20 protein-coding genes and 1 pseudogene are annotated in these 20,928 nt (G+C 70.5%); 10 read left to right on the forward strand and 11 right to left on the reverse strand.

The window, feature by feature from the left end; all coding sequences use genetic code 11:
- Window positions 1-48: 48 nt before the first annotated feature.
- Window positions 49-522, reverse strand: a complete 474-nt coding sequence (locus OG504_RS14470; RefSeq protein ID WP_199811090.1) for an indole-3-glycerol phosphate synthase — start codon at window positions 520-522, stop codon at window positions 49-51.
- 154 nt (window positions 523-676) lie between these two features.
- Window positions 677-1,471, reverse strand: coding sequence for a pyrimidine reductase family protein (locus OG504_RS14475; protein WP_405990205.1), 795 nt, complete (start codon window positions 1,469-1,471; stop codon window positions 677-679).
- Between the two features lie 197 nt (window positions 1,472-1,668).
- Between OG504_RS14475 and zapE the strand changes: the two genes are divergently transcribed.
- From zapE to OG504_RS14515, 8 genes are all read left to right on the forward strand, one after another.
- Entirely contained in the window at window positions 1,669-2,775 is a 1,107-nt protein-coding gene (gene zapE, locus OG504_RS14480) for a cell division protein ZapE (RefSeq protein WP_405990206.1), read from the forward strand.
- Between the two features lie 154 nt (window positions 2,776-2,929).
- A complete protein-coding gene (locus OG504_RS14485) occupies window positions 2,930-3,328 on the forward strand; it encodes a hypothetical protein (protein WP_405990207.1) in 399 nt (132 codons plus the stop codon).
- 87 nt (window positions 3,329-3,415) lie between these two features.
- Window positions 3,416-3,997, forward strand: a complete 582-nt coding sequence (locus tag OG504_RS14490) for a carbonic anhydrase (protein WP_393754240.1) — start codon at window positions 3,416-3,418, stop codon at window positions 3,995-3,997.
- A gap of 8 nt (window positions 3,998-4,005) precedes the next feature.
- Entirely contained in the window at window positions 4,006-5,502 is a 1,497-nt protein-coding gene (locus tag OG504_RS14495; RefSeq protein WP_405990208.1) for a SulP family inorganic anion transporter, read from the forward strand.
- A gap of 100 nt (window positions 5,503-5,602) precedes the next feature.
- The gene (locus OG504_RS14500) at window positions 5,603-6,400 is read left to right on the forward strand and encodes a slipin family protein (protein WP_405990209.1); all 798 of its coding nucleotides are present in this window, start codon (window positions 5,603-5,605) and stop codon (window positions 6,398-6,400) included.
- Between the two features lie 71 nt (window positions 6,401-6,471).
- Entirely contained in the window at window positions 6,472-7,368 is an 897-nt protein-coding gene (locus tag OG504_RS14505; RefSeq protein WP_405990210.1) for a PPK2 family polyphosphate kinase, read from the forward strand.
- Window positions 7,369-7,423: 55 nt separating this feature from the next.
- Window positions 7,424-8,266: a polysaccharide deacetylase family protein gene (locus tag OG504_RS14510; RefSeq protein ID WP_405990211.1), complete on the forward strand. Its 843-nt coding sequence runs from the start codon at window positions 7,424-7,426 to the stop codon at window positions 8,264-8,266.
- Window positions 8,267-8,305: 39 nt separating this feature from the next.
- Entirely contained in the window at window positions 8,306-8,449 is a 144-nt protein-coding gene (locus OG504_RS14515; protein WP_405990212.1) for a hypothetical protein, read from the forward strand.
- On the opposite strand, the gene OG504_RS14520 is transcribed toward OG504_RS14515, so the two are convergent.
- Entirely contained in the window at window positions 8,441-9,112 is a 672-nt protein-coding gene (locus OG504_RS14520; RefSeq protein ID WP_405996334.1) for an ABC transporter, read from the reverse strand. The two genes, OG504_RS14515 and OG504_RS14520, sit on opposite strands and share 9 nt — an antisense overlap.
- Window positions 9,113-9,146: 34 nt before the next feature.
- Window positions 9,147-9,992: pseudogene (locus OG504_RS14525) on the reverse strand (ATP-binding cassette domain-containing protein); the annotation flags it as partial.
- A 151-nt stretch (window positions 9,993-10,143) separates the two neighbouring features.
- Between OG504_RS14525 and OG504_RS14530 the strand changes: the two are divergent.
- Complete coding sequence (locus OG504_RS14530; protein WP_405990213.1) at window positions 10,144-10,875, forward strand: aminoacyl-tRNA hydrolase; 732 nt, start codon at window positions 10,144-10,146, stop codon at window positions 10,873-10,875.
- A gap of 421 nt (window positions 10,876-11,296) precedes the next feature.
- Here the strand turns inward: OG504_RS14530 and OG504_RS14535 are convergent, their stop codons facing one another.
- The 5 genes from OG504_RS14535 to OG504_RS14555 all read right to left on the reverse strand — a co-directional run bounded on the left by OG504_RS14535 (window position 11,297) and on the right by OG504_RS14555 (window position 17,829).
- Window positions 11,297-12,577, reverse strand: coding sequence for a cation:proton antiporter (locus OG504_RS14535; protein WP_405990214.1), 1,281 nt, complete (start codon window positions 12,575-12,577; stop codon window positions 11,297-11,299).
- Window positions 12,578-12,589: 12 nt separating this feature from the next.
- A complete protein-coding gene (locus OG504_RS14540; RefSeq protein WP_405990215.1) occupies window positions 12,590-13,972 on the reverse strand; it encodes a cytochrome P450 in 1,383 nt (460 codons plus the stop codon).
- Window positions 13,969-15,102 (reverse strand): alpha-hydroxy acid oxidase, encoded by a 1,134-nt coding sequence (locus OG504_RS14545; RefSeq protein ID WP_405990216.1) that lies wholly within the window; start codon window positions 15,100-15,102, stop codon window positions 13,969-13,971. Before OG504_RS14545 ends, OG504_RS14540 begins: the two co-directional genes overlap by 4 nt.
- Before the next feature lie 5 nt (window positions 15,103-15,107).
- Window positions 15,108-16,697 (reverse strand): NAD(P)-binding domain-containing protein, encoded by a 1,590-nt coding sequence (locus tag OG504_RS14550; protein ID WP_405990217.1) that lies wholly within the window; start codon window positions 16,695-16,697, stop codon window positions 15,108-15,110.
- A 487-nt stretch (window positions 16,698-17,184) separates the two neighbouring features.
- Window positions 17,185-17,829 (reverse strand): methyltransferase family protein, encoded by a 645-nt coding sequence (locus tag OG504_RS14555; protein ID WP_405990218.1) that lies wholly within the window; start codon window positions 17,827-17,829, stop codon window positions 17,185-17,187.
- 205 nt (window positions 17,830-18,034) lie between these two features.
- Here OG504_RS14555 and OG504_RS14560 point away from each other — a divergent pair, with 205 nt between their 5' ends.
- Complete coding sequence (locus OG504_RS14560) at window positions 18,035-18,925, forward strand: DUF2236 domain-containing protein (protein ID WP_405990219.1); 891 nt, start codon at window positions 18,035-18,037, stop codon at window positions 18,923-18,925.
- A gap of 6 nt (window positions 18,926-18,931) precedes the next feature.
- Here the strand turns inward: OG504_RS14560 and OG504_RS14565 are convergent, their stop codons facing one another.
- Both OG504_RS14565 and OG504_RS14570 read right to left on the reverse strand, forming a co-directional pair.
- Window positions 18,932-19,459: a flavin reductase family protein gene (locus tag OG504_RS14565; protein WP_405990220.1), complete on the reverse strand. Its 528-nt coding sequence runs from the start codon at window positions 19,457-19,459 to the stop codon at window positions 18,932-18,934.
- Between the two features lie 59 nt (window positions 19,460-19,518).
- Complete coding sequence (locus tag OG504_RS14570; RefSeq protein ID WP_405990221.1) at window positions 19,519-20,916, reverse strand: MFS transporter; 1,398 nt, start codon at window positions 20,914-20,916, stop codon at window positions 19,519-19,521.
- Between the last annotated feature and the right edge of the window lie 12 nt (window positions 20,917-20,928).

Here is a 20,928-nt window from a genome sequence, read left to right on the forward strand (position 1 = left end):
GCGGTGCCACTGACAATCACGGACACCCGTCGGCCGTCCCGCCGACCGCTACTCCTTGCTGTGCGAGAACAGCTTCAGCACCGGTACGCCGACCTTGTGACGGGCGCGCGAGGCCCAGTCCCGGTGGAAGAACTCCTCCACGTAGTGGGGATCGGTCAGCACGATGACCTCGTCCGCGCCGATCTCGTCCACGAGGGTCTTCAGCGCGTCCAGCGGGTGGTCCTCGATGAGCCGCCCCTGCGCCTCGCTGCCGGCCGCGTGCAGGGCCGCCAGGGACACCTCCAGAGCCTGCGTACCGAGTGCCGCCGCGTCCTTGCCCTCGGGGGTCTCCCGCTCGTGTGCCGCCTCGTCGAGTTCGCCGAGGGCGACGTCGTCGATGGCCCGCAGCAGGCGGTCCGCCTGGTCGCCGCGGGGCTGGAGCAACACGTGGAAGGAGACGGTCTCGTCACCGTGCAAGGTGGTGACGAACTCCACGTCGGCGGACGTAAGGGCCTTCTCGATCATCAGTACGCTTGTGAACACCAGGCGCCCTTTCTCCTTCGAGGACCCTCGGGCCCTCTCTCCTCCGTGGGCCGTCGAGGCCCTGCGGAAACCATCCTGCCCCGTGATCGCACGGGTACTGCCGGATTTAGTGTGCCCGTCGAAAGACAAACGGAACGGATCATTCCGCCCGCACTCAGGACCGACGGTAGCGACCGAACAGGAACCCGGCCTCTTCCAGCAGGGACACCAGTTCGAAGCGCTGGGGCACCTTAACCGACGGCCCGCCGGAGATCCGCTGCGCCTCCCCCGCCACGAGCATCGGCGAGAGCGTCAGACACAGCTCGTCGAGCACCCCTGCGGCCACGAACTGCCCCAGCAGCCGCGGCCCGCCCTCGGTCAGCAGCCGGGCGTGTCCCAGCGCCGCGAGCGCTTCCACGGCCCGCGCGGGATCCACTCCGGCGCCGTCACCGGCGACCACCACCCGCGCGCCCGCCTTCTCCGCGGTCGCGACCCGGTCCGGCGCCGCCTGTGCGCCCGTCAGGATCAGCGTCGGCACCAGGGGCGAGGTGAAAAGCGGAAGCGAGAAGTCGAGATCGAGGCTCGCGGTGACGACCGCGATCACCGGGGCCGGTCCCTGCCCGGCACGCGTGCGTGTCGCCGCGAACTCCGCACGCGCGCGTGCGGGCCGATAGCCCTCCTGGCGTACCGTTTCCGCACCGACGACCACGACATCGGCCAGCGCCCGCAAGGTGCCGAAGATCCGCATGTCGGCGTCCCCGGAGATGGGCTGGGAGCGGCCCTCGTGCTGGCCGGCCCCGTCGAGCGTGGACACCATGTTGGCGCGCAACCAGGGGGCGCTCCCGGCGGGGTAGGCGTACGCCTCCGCCAGCTCCGCAAGCCCCCACTCCCGGTCCGTCCCACGCGCATCGGGGGCCCCGTTCGAGGCCTGGGCTGCTGTTTCGTCGGTCACAGGGAACAGGCGTCGCATGTCGTGCAGTGTGGCACGCCCCCCAGGGCCTGTCTGATGATCAGGGCCTGTCGGACAATCGCCTCCCCCACTGTCTCCAGGGCGTGGGAGGTGCCCCCGGCCTCGCGAGGCCATGCACGCCCTCTCGCCGCAGCGGGCGCGAGGTCGCCCTCCGGGCGGCGACGGGGATTATCGGACAGGCCCTAGACTGATGAACCGTGTCATCCTCCTCCGCCGCCTCCGGGATCAGCCCGATAGCAGACGCGGCCCCGCTGTCCCTGTGCGCCCGAGAGCCGTTCGTCCCCGCGGACCGGCTGGTCGCCGAGATGGTGCCGCCGCCGCGCTTCGACTCGGTGCGCTTCGCCACATACATCCCGGACCCGAACCAGCCCAGCCAGACCGAGGCGGTCGGCGTCCTGGAGGCCTTCGCCGCCGGACTCGGCGGGGCGCACACCGCGGGCACCGCCAAGCGCGGCTTCCTCGGCTTCGGCAAGGGCAAGGCGGCCAAGACCCCGGCCGGCCCCCGTGGTGTCTATCTCGACGGCGGCTACGGCGTCGGCAAGACCCACCTCCTGGCCTCCCTCTGGCACGCGACTCCGGCCGAACCCTCGCTCAAGGCCTTCGGGACGTTCGTCGAGCTGACGAACCTGGTCGGCGCGCTCGGCTTCCAGAAGACTGTCCAGACGCTCTCCGGCCACCGACTGCTGTGCATCGACGAGTTCGAGCTGGACGACCCGGGCGACACCGTGCTCGTGTCGACCCTGCTCGGCAAGCTGGTCGACGCGGGCGTGGCGCTCGCCGCGACCTCCAACACCCTGCCGGGCAAGCTCGGCGAGGGCCGGTTCGCGTCCGTCGACTTCCTGCGCGAGATCCAGGGCCTGTCCGCGCACTTCCGCTCGCTGCGCATCGACGGCGACGACTACCGCCACCGCGGCCTGCCGGAGGCCCCGGCCCCGTTCTCCGACGAGCAGGTGACGAAGGCGGCGTACGCGACCCCGGGCGCCTCCCTCGACGACTTCCCGCACCTCCTGGCCCACCTCGCCAAGGTCCACCCCAGCCGTTACGGCGCCCTCACCGACGACCTCAAGGCCGTCTGCCTCACCGACGTCCAGCCGATACCCGACCAGTCGACCGCGCTGCGGCTCGTCGTCCTCGCGGACCGGCTCTACGACCGTGAAGTGCCCGTCCTGGCCTCGGGGTTGCCCTTCGACCAGCTGTTCAGCGAGGAGATGCTGAACGGCGGCTACCGCAAGAAGTACTTCCGCGCGATCTCCCGCCTCACCGCGCTGGCCCGGGACGCCAAGAGCCTCGTCAAAACCGCTTAGTTCACGCCAGCCCAGGCGCGCTTTTCACGCTCTCTTGCATCGGAAACGCTGCGTTAACCCTGCAAACAACTTCACCGGGTTACCGTGTTACTTGACCAGCCGTTGACCTGGCCTTGGTCTGTACTAGGAACACGAACTGGCTGAAGGGGGGCGCATGTTCCGAGGTAAGACGGCTCGGACCGTCGTGACGCTCCTCACTGCCGTCCTGTTCGCCCTTCAGTTCTTCGCTTCCATGGAATCCTTCGCACCCGCGCACACAGCGCGTCACGCGGAGGCCAAGGCACAGCCCGGGTTCAAGCTCAGCGGCAAGGCCCTGCGCGCCGAGACCATCACGTTCCGCGACTGCGGCGCCTCCGGGACGCCCACCGTCCCGCTGCGCCTGCGCGATCGTTACCGCTCCGCAGACTGCGGACCCGAGACGCCCGAACGCCCGCTCCTCACCGAGGACCCGGCGGCCGTACGCACACCGGTGGCGCCCGGCACGGCGCGGCACCGCACATCGAGATCCTCGACAGCACACACTCCGGCGGCACTTCAGGTCTTCCGCTGCTGAGAGCAGAGCAGGCAGTCAATTCCCCCACGCACACTGTCATGCAAGCCCGACGCGCCCAGAGGGCGCGCCAGGAGGAACAAACACGCCATGCAGCCCCTCATCGACAACGCCCGTACGTTCGGACAACGCCCTGAGGAGTTCGCCAAACTCGCTGAAGGCCAGTCCCCGCAGGTGCTGTTCATCACCTGCTCCGACTCCAGGGTCGTCCCGGCCCTGATCACGGGCGCCCGCCCCGGCCAGCTCTTCGAGCTGCGTACCGCAGGGAACATCGTCCCGCCGTACGCCTCCGGCAACCCCACCAGCGAAGAGGCCACCATCGAGTACGCCGTGGAGGTGCTCGGCGTCCAGGACGTCGTCGTCTGCGGCCACTCCCACTGCGGCGCCGTCGGCGCCCTGGTGCGCGGCGACGACCTCGCCGCCGTCCCGGCCGTACGCGACTGGCTCGCGCACGCCGCCGACGAACCCGCCCCGAGCGACACCGCCGACCCGACGGTCGCCGGAGCCGTGCAGAACCACGTGCTCGCCCAGTTGCTGCGACTGCGCTCCTACCCCTGTGTGGAGCGGCGGTTGGCGGACGGACGGCTGCGGGTGCACGGCTGGTACTACGAGGTGCACACCGGTGCCGTGCTCGAACACAGCGCGGACACCGACCAGTTCGAGGCCCTGTGAGCAGCGCCATGGACCTGAAGAAGAACAACGAAAAGACCAAGTTCCCTTATCTACGGCAGGACTTCGCGGCCTCGCTCGTGGTGTTCCTGGTCGCGCTCCCGCTCTGCGTGGGCGTGGCCGTCGCCTCCGGTGTCCCGGCCGAACTCGGCCTGGTCACCGGCATCGTGGGCGGACTCGTCACCGGATTCATGCGGGGCAGCAGCCTCCAGGTGTCCGGGCCCGCCGCCGGTCTGACCGTGCTGGTCTTCGAGGCGGTGCGGGAGTACGGACTGCCCGCCCTCGGAGTCATCGTGCTCACCACCGGCGTCCTTCAAATCGCCATGGGCGTCCTGAAGTTGGGGCGCTACTTCCGGGCCATCTCGGTCTCGGTCGTCGAGGGCATGCTGGCCGGCATCGGACTGGTGCTGATCGCCGGGCAGTTGTACTCGGTGGCGGGGGCGAAGGCCCCCGCCTCGGGGCTGGACAAGATAGCCGAGCTGCCCGGCGCGCTGATCGACGCCGTCGGGAGCACGGAGGCGCTGGCCTCGCTCGCGCTCGGCGCCGCCACCATCGCCGTCCTGGTGCTGTGGAAGCGGCTGCCGGCCAAGGTCCGTACGGTGCCGGGTCCGTTGGCCGCCGTAGGACTGGCGACGCTCGCCGCGCTCGTGTTCGGGGTGCCGGTGGCGACGGTCGAAGTGCAGGGGCTGCTGGGCTCGTTGCAGCCGCCGCCGCTGAGCGAGTTCGGTGACCTGGCTCAGGTCGGGATGCTGGGCACGATCGTCGCGTTCACGCTGATCGCGTCCGCCGAGTCGCTGTTCAGCGCGGCGGCGGTCGACCGGCTGCACTCCGGTCGACGCACCGAGTACGACAAGGAGTTGGTGGCGCAGGGCGCGGGCAACGCGCTGTGCGGGATGCTCGGCGCGCTGCCGATGACAGCGGTGATCGTGCGCAGCGCGGCGAACGTGCAGGCGGGCGCGCGGACGAAGGCGTCCCGGGTCATGCACGGCGTATGGCTGCTGCTGTTCGCGGCGCTGCTGCCGAACGTCCTCGCGTACATCCCGATTCCGGCCCTGGCGGGCATCCTGGTGCACGCCGGCGCCAAGCTCATCCCCGTCCGGGAGATCGTGTCGCTGTGGCGCGAGCACCGGGGCGAGGCGCTGATCCTGGTCGTCACGGCGCTGTCGATCGTCGCGGTCAGCATGTTCGAGGGTGTCCTCATCGGCCTCGCGCTGGCCGTCGCGAAGACGGCGTGGGAGGCCTCGCACATCAAGCTGGAGGTCGTCGACAAGGGCGCGGGCCCGGTCCAGGCGTACCTGTCGGGCAACGCGACCTTCCTACGGCTGCCGAAGATCCTCGACAGCCTGGAGGCACTCCCCCAGGACCGGCCGGTCGAACTGCACCTCTCCGGCCTGCACCACCTGGACCACGCCTGCCGTACGGCCCTGGAGAACTGGGCGGAGCGGCACAGCGCGGCCGGCACCGAGCCGGTGAAGGTCACGGCGGCGAAGATCCCGGCCGTGAAGTAGGGGCGTCGGTGCCTGCTCCGGGATGATCGTGGCCCCGGAGCAGGCACCGGGCATACCCTTGCAGGAGCAGACAAAACGGCCTCTCGACGAGGGGGTCAGGATGCTCCAGGAACTGCTGGTGGCGGGCGCGGCGGCCGGTTCCGCGTGCGTGGTGTACATCGCTGCGGCGGCCAGGGTCGTCAAGCAGTACGAGCGCGGGGTCGTCTTCCGCCTCGGACGGGTGGCCGGTGAGGTCCGGGCACCCGGCTTCACCATGGTCGTCCCGTTCGTGGACCGGCTCCGCAAGGTCAACATGCAGATCGTGACGATGCCGGTCCCCGCGCAGGAGGGCATCACGCGTGACAACGTGACGGTCCGGGTGGACGCGGTCGTCTACTTCAAGGTCGTCAACGCGGCCGACGCGATCGTCACGGTCGAGGACTTCGCGGTCTCGCAGATGGCCCAGACGTCCCTGCGCTCGATCATCGGCAAGAGCGACCTCGACGATCTGCTCTCCAGCCGCGAAAAGCTCAACCAGGGGCTGGAGTTGATGATCGACAGCCCGGCCGTCGGCTGGGGCGTACAGATCGACCGCGTCGAGATCAAGGACGTCTCCCTCCCCGAGACGATGAAGCGCTCGATGGCCCGCCAGGCCGAGGCCGACCGCGAACGGCGGGCCCGAATCATCAACGCGGACGCCGAGTTGCAGGCGTCGAAGAAACTCGCCGAGGCCGCCGAGCAGATGTCCGAGCAGCCCGCCGCGCTTCAACTCCGCCTGCTGCAAACGGTGGTGGCGGTCGCGGCCGAGAAGAACTCGACGCTGGTGCTCCCCTTCCCGGTCGAGCTGCTGCGCTTCCTGGAACGCGCGCAGCCGCAGCAGCCGCCTCCGGTTCAGCCGCCGCCTGCCGTGGACCCGTAGTCCCGCCCGCTGACTGGCGGGCACGGCCCCCGCGCCGCAGGATCGAGGGAGCCGACCGGAAGGGGTGCCCCATGACCAAGAAGGGCGCGAAGCGCAAGAACGGGAACAAGGGGACGAAGAGCGAGGCGGTCCCCCTCGCCGACCGCCTGCGCATCCCCGCCGCCCGCCCGGTCGACCTCTCCTCCTACGACGCCGCGGCCACCCCCGGCGGCCCCGCCGACAAGGCCGCAGGACTCAAGGACACCGCCCGGATGGGCGAACACCTCGCCGACCTGCAGGAACGCCTCTGGGCCGCGAGCACCGCCGGCGACAACCGCCGCCTCCTCCTGGTCCTCCAGGGCATGGACACCAGCGGCAAAGGCGGCACGGTCAAGCACGTCATCGGCCTGTTCAACCCCTCCGGCTGCCGGATCAACGCCTTCAAGGCCCCCACTCCCGAGGAGCGGAAGCACGACTTCCTCTGGCGCATCAGACGCGCCCTCCCGCACCCCGGCGAGATCGGCATCTTCGACCGTTCCCACTACGAGGACGTCCTCATCGCCCGCGTCCGCGAACTCGCCCCGCACCGCGAGATCAACGACCGCTACACCCAGATCAACCGCTTCGAGAAGTCCTTGACCGACGACGGCGTGACCGTCGTCAAGTGCTTCCTCCACATCTCCTACGACCAACAGCGCCGCCGCCTGCTCGAACGCCTCGACAACCCGGACAAGCACTGGAAGTTCAACCCCGGCGACATCGAGGAACGCGCCCTGTGGCCCGCGTACCAACAGGCCTACGAGATCGCCCTCGCCCGCTGCTCCACCCCGGAGGCCCCCTGGTACCTGATCCCGGCCGACCGCAAGTGGTACCGCAACTGGGCGATCAGCCGCCTCCTCCTGGAACACCTGACGGCACTGGATCCGCAGTACCCGAAGGCGGACTTCGATGTGGAGGCATGCCGCGAGCGGCTGCTGAGTTCGGACTGACCGCACATCCGTGTCGATGACCGAATAGTTCCGTTTATCCTTTTATGTTCCTACGGTGACCATTCGAGTACGACGAGTCGCCGCCGCCTGTGCACTCGGCGCCGCGCTCACCGCCTGCGGGGCCCCCTCGGCGCCCCATGCCAGCCGTCCGGCGCCCAGTGCGCCCTCCGCCGCCGTGTCGCGGCCGCCCACGCTCGCGCCCGGCCCCGCCGGTCTGACCCCGGTCTTCAAGAACGGTCCGCGGGTGGACGGGAAGACCGTCGCGCTGACCTTCGACGCCGACATGACCGCCGACGAGGGGCCGCGCGCGGCGAAGGGCGAGCACTTCGACAATCCGCAGCTCATCGCCACGCTGCGCACGCTGAAGGTGCCGGCGACCGTGTTCATGACGGGCCGCTGGGCCGACGAGTACCCGGCCGAGGCCCGGGCCATCGGACGCGACCCGCAGTTCGAGATCGCCAACCACTCCTACAGCCACTACGCCTTCACCGGTGACTGCTACGGCCTGCCGACTGTCTCCCCGGACCGGATGAAGGCGGATGTGGAGCGGGCGTACACCGCTTTCAAGAAGGCGGGGGTGCCGAACGCGATGCCGTACTTCCGCTTCCCCGGCGGGTGTTACGACCGGCAGGCGCTGAAGACGCTGAGCGCGGTCGGTGTCACGGCGGTGCAGTGGGACGTGGTGAGCGGTGACGCGTTCGCGACGGACTCGGACGCCGTGGCCCAGCAGGTGCTCGAGGGCGTGAAGCCCGGCTCGGTCGTCGTCATGCACTGCACGCGCAGCGCCGCCCCGGCCACCGAGCGCGCCGTCCGCATGATCGTGCCCGAGCTGCGGAAGAAGGGGTACCGGTTCGTGAAGGTCTCCGAGCTGATCGGGGCGACGGGCCGGCACCGCTGAGGTCGATTGAGGGTCGCGCACGCCTCGTACGCTGGTCGCATGAGCGACGAAGAGCCGGCGTCGGCGTACGCGGAGTGTGTGCTGTGCCGGGAGCCGACCGAGTACCCGGAGTCGTACAAGGGGATCACGCTGTGCCCCGTCTGCGAGTGGCAGGAGGCGCAGCGCACCGCCTGTTCAGGGTGAGCGGCGGGAGGTGAGGGCGCAGGTCACGGCGGTCGCGGCCGCCGTGACCAGGACCGCACCGGCCAGTGGCAGCAGCGGGACCGGGACCGTGCCGGACTGCGAGCCGGTGACCAGGCCGCTGACCGCCGCCTGCGCCGGGGAGCCGGTCACGACCACGGCCAGCAGTGCCGCGAGCAGCATCGCGGGCACCGCCCTGCCGGGTGAGCGCAGCAGCGGCCAGTCGGTGAGCGCGCCGACCGCCGTGCCGAGCAGGGCGCAGGCCAGGGTCGCGAGCAGGCCGGCCGCGGCGGCGGCGAGGAGCGACACCCGGGTACGGTGATCGGCGCTCGCCGGGTCGCTGATCAGCGTCACGACGAGGGTCGCCGCCGTGCCGAGCGCCGCCGCGGTGGTCAGCGCGACCAGCAGACAGGCGAGGTGGGCCCGCGCGGGTCCGACCGCCGCGGCGACACAACTCCGCGCCGTGGACGGTTCGTTGGTCGTACAGATCCGCACCAGCCAGGCCGCTACGGGGAGCAGGGCCGCGGCCGTGTAGCCGAGCGAGTCGAGCACGGGCTGGCCGCCCTGGACGCCGATGCCCAGGAACGCGGCGTACAGGATGAACGGCGGGAGCCAGCGTTGCGAGCGCGGGAGCAGGGTGGCCTGGTAGCGCAGGAGGGCCGTCATCGCGGTCACCGGGGGCTTTCGTCGTCGAGGGGAGGTCGTCGCGCTGGTTCAGGCTCACCACGTGCCAGGGCGGGCGGGCCGTCAGCAGGGTGCGGAGCAGGACGTCCGAGTGGGAGGCGGGGGCGGTGAGGCGGTGGGTGCCGGGGGTGAGTTCCGTGGATGAGGTGAGGAACTTGCCTGTCTCTGCGGGGAGTTGACCTCCTGGCGGGCCCTGGACGTCCAGGGTGACCTGCGGTCCGCATGGTGAAGTGGGCTTGTCCGTGCGGAGGTTGAGGGTTCCGTCCGTGACCGTGTACGTCGCGTGAGGTGCCCCTGCGAGGCGGCGGGGATCGTGGTCGACGAAGACCACGGCTCCGCCGGCCGCCGTGCGTTCGGCCACGGCCCGTTCCAACTCCGCCCTCGCGTCCTCGTCCAGGCCGGTCCATGCCTCGTCGAGGACGAGCAACTCCGGTTCGGCCAGCAGGGCTTGGGCTACGGCTACCTTCTGGCTGCTGCCCTTCGAGAGGCGGGTCATGAGGGTGCGGGCGTAGGCGGCGGCACCGAAGCGGTCCAGCCACTCGGCGGCGGCGCGGGGCGCTGCCGCGCGGGACAGGCCGTGCACCGAGCCCAGATGGGTGAGGTAGGCCTCGGCGGTGAAGGGGAGTGCCTGGGGGAAGCGTTCGGGGACGTACGCGGTGCGGGGGTGGCCGGTGACCTTGCCTTCTGTGGGGGCGTCTGTGCGGGCGACGAGGCGGAGGAGGGTGGATTTGCCGGTGCCGTTGGGGCCCTCGATGCGGGTGAGGGTGCGGGGCGCCAACGCGAGGTTCATACCGCGGAGGATCCAGGGGCCTCGGATTCCGTAGCGGCGGCCGACGTTGGTCAGCTGTAGATCGCGTCGCATCGGGGCATTCTCTCGCAGGAGGAGTGGGGTGGGCGTGTCGTTCGGCGGCTGCGGGGGCGTTGTGGCTGGTCGCGCAGTTCCCCGCGCCCCTTGGGTGGGTCCCCTTAGCGGTGTTTCTAAGGGCCGCTCCCTTGCCTGGCAGACTAGGGGTGTGACCAGTGATTCCACCGTTTCCGGCGACAACGTCGACCCCTTCCTCAATGAGCCCACTTCTCGCGACGAGGCCCCACAGTTCGTGCTGCCCTTGGTCGTGCGGATCGAGCGGGATGCTCCGCCGGCCCGTACCGACGCGTTGGAGACGGCCGCTCGGGCTGTGCTGACGATCCTCAGCGATGAGCGGGCCGTCGGTGAGGGGGAGTGGGCGCAGGTCATGCGGGCCTGGCAGGACGCGCGGATCCGGAAGGTGGTCCGGCGGGCGCGTGGGGCCGAGTGGCGGCGGGCCGAGGCGCTGCCGGGCATCACCGTGACCGGGAAGTCGGCGGAGGTACGGGTCTTCCCGCCCGTCCCGCTGGACGGCTGGCCCAAGGACCTGGCCCGGCTCCAGGTGTCCGGCACCGACCTCGACGACCCCGAACCGCCGGGCGACGCGGACCCCACGGCACCGGTGCTCTGGCTGAACCCCGACCTCGACATGTCCGCCGGCAAGACGATGGCCCAGACCGGCCACGGTGCCCAACTCGCCTGGTGGGAACTGTCGGACGAGGAGCGGACCGCCTGGCGCCAGGCGGGTTTCCCGCTCTCGGTCCGCACCGCCGACCCCGCCCGGTGGGCCGAACTCACCAACAGCGGGCTGCCGTTGGTCAAGGACGCGGGCTTCACGGAGATCGCGCCGGGCTCGGCGACCGTCGTGACGGAGCATCCGGCGCTGCGGCGACGAGGCTGAGGCAGCGCGACCGCGGTGCGCGGCGCCCGTTGTGGAAAACGTACGGCTGTGTCGGCGGTTTCCCGGCCCTATCGGGGCCCACTCGGCCCTATCGGGGCCCACTCGGCCCTATCGGGGCCCACTCGGCCCTATCGGGGCCCACTCGGCCGTATCGGGGCCCACTCGGCCGTATCGGGGTCTACCCGGCCGGGGCGACGGCTGGTCGGCCGACTCTCTTTTGGCGTCGCGTGATCGTCGAACTCTTCGGCGCCGCGCAGGCGTTGGCCCTTCGGCGCCGCGCGGCGTGACGATCCCGGCTTCGAACTCGCGCCGGATGCGCCGCGCGACCGTCGACCCCTTCGGCGCCGCGCGCGGCGTGACGATCCCGGCGTGGAACTCGTGCCGGGTGCGCCACGCCGTCCGTCGCCCCGCAGGCGCCCGGTCAACTCGGCGCCGCCGCCACCTCCTCCTCGCCCTCCGGTTCCTCCACTGCCGCCCGGGATCTGGCGTCGCGGCGGTCCAGCAGACTCAGTACCGGAACCGTCATGACCGTGGTGACCAGGGCGACGAGGACGAGCGCGGTGAACAGTTCCTCGCTGACGATGCCGGCCGACAGTCCGATGTTGAGCGCGATCAGCTGCATGAGGCCGCGGGCGTTCATCAGGGCGCCGACCCGGACGGCCACCGGGCCTGGCTCGCCGCGCAGCCGGGCGGCGGCCCAGCAGCCGCCGAACTTTCCGGCCACCGCCAGGACGACCGCGGCCGCCCCGAACAGCAGCACGGGCGGGTCGGAGAAGACGTCGAACCGGGTGTTCAGGCCGGAGTAGGTGAAGAACATCGGCACGAACACCACCTGGGTCACGGACTGGGTGGTCCGCACCAGCCGTTCCGACGCCTCGCCGCGCGGCATGGCCATCCCCACGCAGAACGCCCCGAACACGGAGTACAGGCCGCTGATGTCGGTGAACCAGGCCGCGCAGAACAGCAGGGCGACCGTGAAGAGGAGGCGGGTGTCGTCGCCGAGGCCGGGACGGTTCACGATCCAGGCCAGCAGACGGCGCCCCAGCAGGAGCAGGACGGCGACGAACAGCAGGGTGCCGCCGACGGCCTCCAGGATGGGTCTCACCTTGCCCGAGGCGACGCTCAGCACGCCGGCCAGCATGATCCAGGCGACGGCGTCGTCCGTGGCGCCGGAGGCGAGGGCGAGTGAGCCGAACCGCGAGCCGGACAGCCCGCGTTCGGTGATGATCCGGGCCAGCATCGGGAAGGCGGTGATCGCCAGCGCGACCCCGACGAACGCCGCCGTCACCCAGACCGAGACCCCGTCGACGAAGATGCCGACATGGCCGTGGGCCACGAGGGTCAGTCCCACGCCCAGCACCAGCGGGACCCCCACCCCGGCCGAGGAGACGGCGACGGCGGTGCCGGCCAGGCCGCGTCCCGCGTGCGCCCGGAACTCGTAACCGGCACCGAACATGAGGGCCACCAGACCGATCTGGCCGGCCACGTACAGCACCGGCTTCAGCTCGGGCGGGAAGACATGGGCGGAGGCCCCCGGGGCGATCAGCCCGAACAGGGAGGGGCCGAGCAGTACCCCGGCGATCATCTCGCCGACCACGGGCGGCTGGCCGAAGCGGCCCGCCAGCAGGACGACCAGCCGGCAGGCCAGCAGAATCACGACGACGGCCAGGAAGAAGGCGGGAGCGAGCTCCACGGGAGTCATGGTCTCGTCCTCTCAACGGCCGGCTGGGACAGAGGTGGCGGAGCCGCCGGGAGAGGCGGCGAAATAGTTCCGGCACAGCGCCTGGCGCCGGGCGTCCCACACCATGTAGCTGCCGAGGGCGAGTTGGACGAGGCTGCGCCAGACGCCCTCCCAACTGTCGGCGAGGCGCATCACCGCGAGCCGGGTCCGGCTGCGGACCTCGGCCCCGGTGCGCGGGACCAGCAGGCAGGGACCGCGGCTCGGCAGCGAACGGGTGTGTTCCACCGAGGAGTCGAGCCGGAAGCGGCGCAGGACCTCCTCCGCCGCGACCCGCATGGTGAGGACGGCGAAACCGCGTGCCGGGCAGGGACGGTTGGCGGTCACCCCGAACGGGATGAAGGCTGAGGGTCTGGTGTCCGGGTCCAGCCACCGATCCGGGTCGAACGGGTCGCCTCCGGACCCCTGGTACTCGGGGTAGTTGAACAACAGGACCGAACCGGCCGGGATGGGGTCGCGCCCGTCCCGGGGGATCTCCCCCGAGGTGATCCGGTGGGCCACTCCGAAGAGCGGGAAGTGCTGCAGCGTCTCGTTGATCACCCCGTCCAGGAAGTCCGGGTCCTCCTGTCCGGACGCCAGACGGTCCTGCACCGGCCGGTGGGTGGCGAGGGCCAGCAGCAGATGCGCCATCGCCTCCGACATCTGCACGACCGCGGTGTTGAAGAACGTGCCCTGGAGGTAGTACGCCTGCTCCCGCGGGGTGAGTGTGGCCGGCAGCGGACCGGGCGGCGGGTCGTGCGCGAGCCGGTCCCGCAGGTGGGCGGTGAGGCGGGCCCGGCGGTCCATGTGGCGCAGGCGGGTGCACTTCAGGGCGCTGACCACGTCGTCCGCATTGCCGGTGATCAGGTCCCGGACGTGCCGCGGACAGGGCGCGCGGAACACCACCTCGTAGTAGACCTCGGCCCAGACGGGCATCATCAGGTCGCGCAGTCTGACCTGCTGCACGCGCGCGTGGCCGTCGAGTTCGTCGAGCACCCGGCGGGTGCAGCGGCCGACCAGCTCCGCCCACCGCTCACGGGACAGCCCGGCCAGGATCTGCCGGGTGGTCCGGGCCACGTCGTCGTAGCGCGGGCCGGGCTCCAGGTGCTCCTGGTGCACCTCCGGGCCCGGCGACAGCCAGTACCAGAACAGGTCGGAGAGTGCGGCGCCCCGGCTGCGGCCGTCGGCCGCCGGATGCCCGTACACCTTCTTGAACTCGTCGGCGGGCACCTCCTCGCCCGGAGCCCGGACCCCTTCCTCGCCACCCACCCGGGCGAAGATCCGCACCCGCAGCGCGATCACGGTCCTGGGCAGCCAGTACGGCAGACCGGCCACCAGGATCACGGCCAGACCCAGAACGAGCCAACCGGTGGGGCTCACGCGACCACCCCGCCGAATCGTCGGTCCGCCCCCGGCGTCACGGCGGGACCGGGCACGGGACCCCACGCGGGCACCCGGACCAGATCGGGTGTCAGGTCGGCGAGTCCGGACGCCCCGCACAGGGCGAGGGTGTCGTCGAGTTCGTCCCGCAGCAGTTCGAGGAGACGCCGTACGCCTTTCTCGCCGCCCTCGGCGAGCGCCCACATCACGGGCCGGCCGATGCCCACCGCGGACGCGCCGAACGCCAGCGCCTTGACCGCGTCGGTGCCGCGCCGGACGCCTCCGTCCAGCACGACGGGGATACGGCCCTCGACGGCGGCGAGGATCTCGGGCAGCAGCTCCAACGTGGCGGGGACGGTGTCGAGTTGGCGACCTCCGTGGTTCGACAGCAACAGCCCGTCGACGCCGTGGCGGACCGCGAGCCGGGCGTCCTCGGGGTGCAGGACACCCTTGAGCAGGACGGGCAGGGAAGTGATGCCGCGCAGCCAGTCGACGTGCTCCCAGTTCAGCTCGGGGGACATGGCGATCTGGCGTACGTGGCCGCGCTCGCCGTCGCGCAGGTCCACCAGGTTCTCGCAGCGCAGGCCCGGCGGCAGGTCGTGGAAGCCGTTGCGCCGGTTGCGCTCGCCCGCGCCCAGCACCGGGGAGTCCACGGTCACCACGAGCGCGGTGCACCCCGCGTCGGTGGCCCGCCGCACCAGCGTCTCGGTGATGTCCAGGTCGGGCTGGATGTAGAGCTGGAACCACAGGGCCACGTCGTCGCCGGCCGCGCGGGCCGCGTCGGCGATCTCGCCCACCGCCACCGTGGACGCCATCGCCACGATCATGATCGCGCCGGCGGCGGCTGCGGCCCGGGCCGTCGCCAACTCCCCCTCCGGATCGACCAGTTTGTGGAAGGCGGTCGGGGAGATCAGGACCGGCAGGCTCGCCCGGCTGCCCAGCAGGGTGATGCCCAACTCCCGTTCGGCACTCCCCCGCAGCACCCGGGGCAGCAGCTGCAGCCGCCCGAACGCCGCCTCGTTGGCCCGTACGGTGATCTCGTCACGGGCCCCGCCGGCGATGAAGTCGGCGTACACGGGGTCCAGTTCGGCGCGCGCCGCGGTCTCGAAGTCACGGACGGTGTACTGCACGCCGCTCACCGCCCCGCCGGAGTCGGCCGACGGTCCAGCTCGCGGGCGAAGAACGCGGCCAGCGGGGCGTGGTGGGCCTCCGGGTCGTCCCAGTGGTTCTCCAGGTTCTCGGCCATGTGATGGGTGCCGAGAAGTTCACCGCCTCCGTGGTGGCGGATCACCGGGTGGAGGTACGCCGCGTCGAAGGCGTCGTCGACCGAGTTCTGGGCGGTGCGGCGCACGGTGATGTCGAAGGGGTCGACCTTGTCGTGGTCGGGGCCGTACTCCAGGGTGACGGTGAAGTAGTCGCTGCTGTCGGGGAGTTGGCGTTCGTGGGCGTACGCGACCGGCACCTCCTCGTGGTACCTGGCCGGTTCGCCGGGTGGTGTGACGATGAGGTCCCCGATGACGCCGAACTGCTGCCACAGTGCCGAGCTGCGGTTGACCCGGGCCACCACGGCGTCCGCCAGCGCGGCCGGGTCGCTCTCCAACTGCCGGTGCGGCCAGGGCTGTTCGTGATGGCGTTCGCCGAGGATGCGGCTCAGGGCGCGTACGGCGTAGCGGAAGCCGTGGATGAAGCCGCCGGTGGACTTCTTGAAGTCGCGCTGCTGCATGAGTGTTCCGGCGAAGTAGAGGCCGGGCACGTTCACCGACTCGTACGCCGGGGAGAGGGCGGCGAAGCGGTCGTCGATGACCAGGGTGGGGCTGCACTCCGGGTCGAACACCGAGGCGTCGAAGCGGAATCCGGTGCAGACGATCACCCGGTCGTAGAGCAGTTCCTTCACGACCTCATTGGCCCGGGAGAAGCTGAAGCGGACGCGGTACATGCCGTCGGGGTCCTGCTCGACGGACAGCACACTGCCGTCCAACAGGGCGTTCTGCGACTTGAGTTGGTAGGTGTCGAGGAAGTTGTTGTTGACCGCGCGGAGATGGCCGACGTAGTGGCTGTTCCAGGCCATCCGGACGGAGTGCGGGCCGGCGACATGGATGACGGCGGCGGTCTCGACAAGGTTGTCAGCCGTCTCCAGGGCGGAGTTTCCCTTGCCGATGATCAGGACGCGCCGGTCGATGAAGTCCTCGGGGTCCACGGAGACCACGGAGTAGTCCTCGGCCGTCTCTATACCGGGGATGTCGGGGGTGTTGGGCCGGGTCAGTCCGGTGGCCACGATCAGCCGACGGGCGCGGTGTTCGTGACCGTGCTGATCGGTGACGGTGAAGCCGTCCTCCTCGCGCCGGATCCGCTCCGCCCGGGTGTCGTAGGCGATGTCCAGCTTGAACGCCTCGGCGAAGTCGGCGAGATAGCGCACCAGGTCGTCGGCGTGCGGGAAATAGCGCTTGCTGTACCGGCTGAAGAGGAGGTCCGGGTCCGAGGACAGCAGGGAGTTCCAGTCCATCCGGAGGTTCAGTTCGGGATCGTCGGTGCCGTTGTACACCTTGTTGATGGAGATCAGCTTGCGGTGGCGGGGGAAGGTGTCGAAGAACGTGCCGGGAGCGTGACCGCTCTCCAGGATGCGGTATCCGTGGCCGGCCGCCTGGAGTAACTGCCCGAGCTGGAGCCCGGCGGGCCCGGCACCGACCACGAGGTAGTCCAGACGCTCGCTGTGCGTGGAGTTCACGGAACTCTCCTTCTGCTCCGGGCGGGGACATGCCTGGAGGAGGGTGGGGGGGTGACAGGTGCGGGGGGATGAGGAAGGACGGTCGCCGTCGCGTGGCGACACGTCTTGGCGGCCGGGCGCTGTTCCTGCGAGGTGTCGCTCGTGAGCCAGGGGGCACGGCCCACGGACGCGTCAGGGGTGGCCGGTCAGCCGGTCAGCCGGTCAGCCGGTCAGCCGGTCAGCCGGAATGGTCGCGCCTCGTCGGCGGACAGAGCGATTCGGGAGCGGTCGCCGTGCGGGCCGAGGACAACGTGGCCGGGCGTTCTGGCAGGGGCATTGCAGACCCTCCATCAGATTTCCCTTTGAAATCTCCATGAGCACGTTAGTGACGAGCTGTGGACATGGGCAACAGTGGCACCGGGATGACAGCAATCCGACAGGTGACCCCGTCAACTTCCGCACTTGGGGCGGAAATTGACGCGAGTGACAACCACACGACCGACCCGGACTACCTCTGCCGACCGCCGACGGCCCTGGGTCCGACCGGAACGGGCCGGGTCCACGGGATCAGTGCCGGAACACGGGCGCGGTAGGCGTCGTAGGACGCACCGAACCGGTCGGCCATCATCCCGTCCTCTATACGCACCCGGCGCAGCAGCCACGGCACAGCCACGGCGAGGAACACGATCCAGATGCCGAAGCCGCAGGCCAGCATCCCGCCGAGGACCAGGCCGAGGAGCCCGGTGTAGATGGGGTGCCGCACTATGCGGTACGGGCCCTCGGTGCGCAGCTCGTGGTGTTCGTGGACCAGCGGAATACTGGCCCACATGACGCCCAGCACCCAACGGGCCCACAGCAGCAGGGCGGTGGAGGCGACGGCGAGCACCGCGCCCGGGATCGCCAACTCGGGCTGCCAGTACTGGAGGTGGTGCCAGAAGGAGTCCGGAGAGTGTCCGATCAGTACGGAGAAGGCGTAGGCGCCCACGAACAGCAGAGCCCGCCGAGGCAGGGTGCGGCGGAGGCCGCGCGCCCAGCCGCTCAGCCCGGCCTCGCTCTTCACACCGAAGTAGACGGCGCCCGCGATCCAGGCCACGACGAAGATCGCGACACAGCTGCCCGTGAGAGCGACGAGTGCGGAATGTAGTGAGCCCATGGCACAAGGCTGCGCCCCGACCTGCGTCGATCACCACCACCCACGGGCTGATTCCGCGGCTCCACCCTCGGGTGGAGACCCATGGCTCACGCTATGACTCACGCCATGACTCACGGTCGAGGTGACTCAGATCACGACGGATCGCGGCATCGGACAGCCCTGCCGGAGCGTCCCCCTTCTGAAAGTCCACGAGAGGGAACCGACCGTGCGTCGTGGCTACAAGTGGGTCGACCGCGAACTGGCCCGGATGGACCCGGACACCGACTGGGAGCGCATGATCTCGCTCTACGTCGGCCACCGCGTCCCCGAGTTCGCGCTGGCGATGATGGTCTATCCGGGCACCATGCGCATGATGCAGCCGGGCTTCGGATCCGCCACCCTCGCCCACACCGGGAAGCTGGAGACGAGACCCCGGCGGCGTTTCGAGGACGGCAACGAGTTCCTGATGGCCTGGATGGTGGACGGGCTGACCAGCGCCGCGGGCCGCAGGGCCGCCGAGCGGCTCAACCACATCCACCTGGCCATCGCCCGTGCGACACCGCACCTGCCGGGCAACTTCGACGACGTCGACGACTTCGTCTATCCCCTGGTCCTGCTGGCCACGTCCGCCGACCGGCTGCAGACCTCCCTCGGCCTGCCCGGTACGAGCGAGAACATGAAGACCGCCTGGCATCACTGGGCGCAGACCCTCTTCCGCCTCCTGAAGCGCGAGTCCGGCCCGCTGGCCGACGAGGCCTTCCCAGAGGACTGGGACGCGATGACCGAGTTCGCCCTGAAGTTTGAATCCCGGCCGTACCCAGGGACGGAGTCCGGCCACCGGGTGGCGACCGCGATGATGGAGTTCTTCGCCGAGTACTGGTTCCCCACCCCCTTACGGGCGTTCGGCAGGGACCTGACCCGGTATCTCGCCGGCGAGCGAGTCTGCCGGCTCCACCGGATCGGCTGGCTCTCCCCGCGCCGCGAGCGTGCCGTCCGCGCCTTCCTGAAGTCCGCGTTCCTCGCCCAGCGTCTACTGCCCGACTACCGCAGACCGCTTCCCGAGCGGCTACGGCGGACCCGCCGCGGGCCATCCGCCGCAAGCCCCTCCCTCGGGTGAAGCGCCTCAACTACCCAGCATTTTCAGGGTCCGTCGATGCCACACCAACGGACTCCTCTCATCGTCGGACCGCATCGCGAGCACCCGTAGCACGATGATGTCGTGGTCGCCGGCCGGATAACTGTGCTCGACCGTGCACTCCAGCCACACCGGTGCGCCGTCGAGGAAGATCGCGCCGGATTCCGCTTCCACCGTACGCAGGTCGGTGAAGCGGGCCGCCTTGCTGCGGGAGCCGAGCTGGCGGGCCTTGTCGCCGTGGGTCTCGCCCAGGACGGAGATGCCGATGGTCTGCGCGCGGGAGAGCAACGGCCAGGTCGTGGAGGTGTGTTGGGCGGCGAAGGAGACCATGGGCGGGTTGTGGGAGACCCCGACCGCGAACGACGAGACGATCATGACGGTCGGTTCGCCGTGGACGCGTGCGGCGAGGGCCGCGACGCCCGACGGAAACCCGGAGAACGCTCTCGTGATCTCCCCGGGGTCCGAGGTGACGCCGTCCAGATTCTCCAGGCCTGCCATGCCTTCGATTGCCGTCATCGTGCAACCCCCGTCTGCATCAGGCTTCATGAGGTCCCATCAGCTCTCATCGGGCTTCATCAGGCGACTCCCGTGGGTAGTTGTGGTGCGGCGGCGGACACCGGCAGGGGTCCGTTGCCAGGAGGCTCGGTACGAAGGAGAGCGCACGCCAGGAGGCAGAGCACCCCGACCGCCGCGAGCCCACCGAGCGTCGTCGCGTAACCGTGCCCGGCCAGCAGAACCGCGCACACCGCACTGCCCAGCACCGCGCCAAGTTGCTTCACGGCGTTGAAGGTTCCGGACGCGGCCCCGACCTCGTCCGGGCCGACCGAGGTCACCGCCGCGATCGAAAGAGGCGACCAGACAAAGGAGTTGGCGACCCCGTACACCGCGAAGGTGGCGGTCAGTGCGGAGATCGGGGCGTCCGTCGCGACGAGCACCGCCGACGTCCCGATGGACAGGACGAGGGCGCCGGAGCCGATGACGGCGACCGCGCGGGACCCGATCCCGTTGTTGAGCCGGGCCGACACCGGAGCCCCCAACAGGCAGACCACGCCCATCGGTACGAGGGTGAGCGCGGCCGCGCCGGCATCGAGCCCGCGCTCCCGCTGGAGGTACAACATCAGCGGGATCATCGCCGACCCGGAACAGAAGGCAGCGGCGGCACCGGCCCAAGCCGCGACGACGAACCCCCGCCTGCGCAACAACTCGACCGGCACCAGCGCACGTTGACCGTCCCGACGCTGAAACCACACCACGCCCGCTACGACCACCACACCGACGGCGACGAGCAACCACCTCGGCACACCCAGCACTTCACCACTCGCCGCATCCGTGCCCTGGATGCCGATCACCAGCGCACCGACCCCGCTCGCGTTCGCGCAGATCGCCCACACCGGGATACGCGCCTCCTGCCGCGGCAGGACCGGCACGAACACGGCCACGGCCACCAACGCACCAACCCCGACTGGCACGTTGACCCAGAACACCGCGGGCCAACCCCCGGCGGCGACAAGGAAACCGCCCAGCAACGGCCCGACAGCCACTGCCGCTCCCCCGACCGCACCCCAGACCCCGAGCGCCACGGCGAGCCGCGGCGGCCGGAACAGCGCCTTGATGAGGGTCAGGCACTGCGGTGTCATCAGCGCGGCCCCGATGCCCTGCACCACCCGCCAGGCGACAAGTGCCGTGATGGAGGCGGCAGTTGCGCACAGCAGCGACCCGAGCGTGAAGGCCGCAAGGCCGACCATGTGGACGCGCCGATGGCCGTACCGATCCCCGAGTCGTCCCGCGACGACCAATGGCACCGCATAGGCGATGAGATAGCCGCTGTTGACCCACATCGCGGCGGTCTCGTCGGCGTGCAGCCCGCTGATCAGGGACGGCAGCGCGACCGAGGTGATCGTGCTGTCCAGCAGGAGCATGAAGAACCCCGTACAGAGGCTGCCGAGCGCGAACCACTCGCGCCGCACACCCACGCCCCCATCCCC

It is taken from the genome of Streptomyces sp. NBC_00986 (assembly GCF_045162565.1).
In the GTDB taxonomy this organism is placed as follows: Bacteria; Actinomycetota; Actinomycetes; order Streptomycetales; family Streptomycetaceae; genus Streptomyces.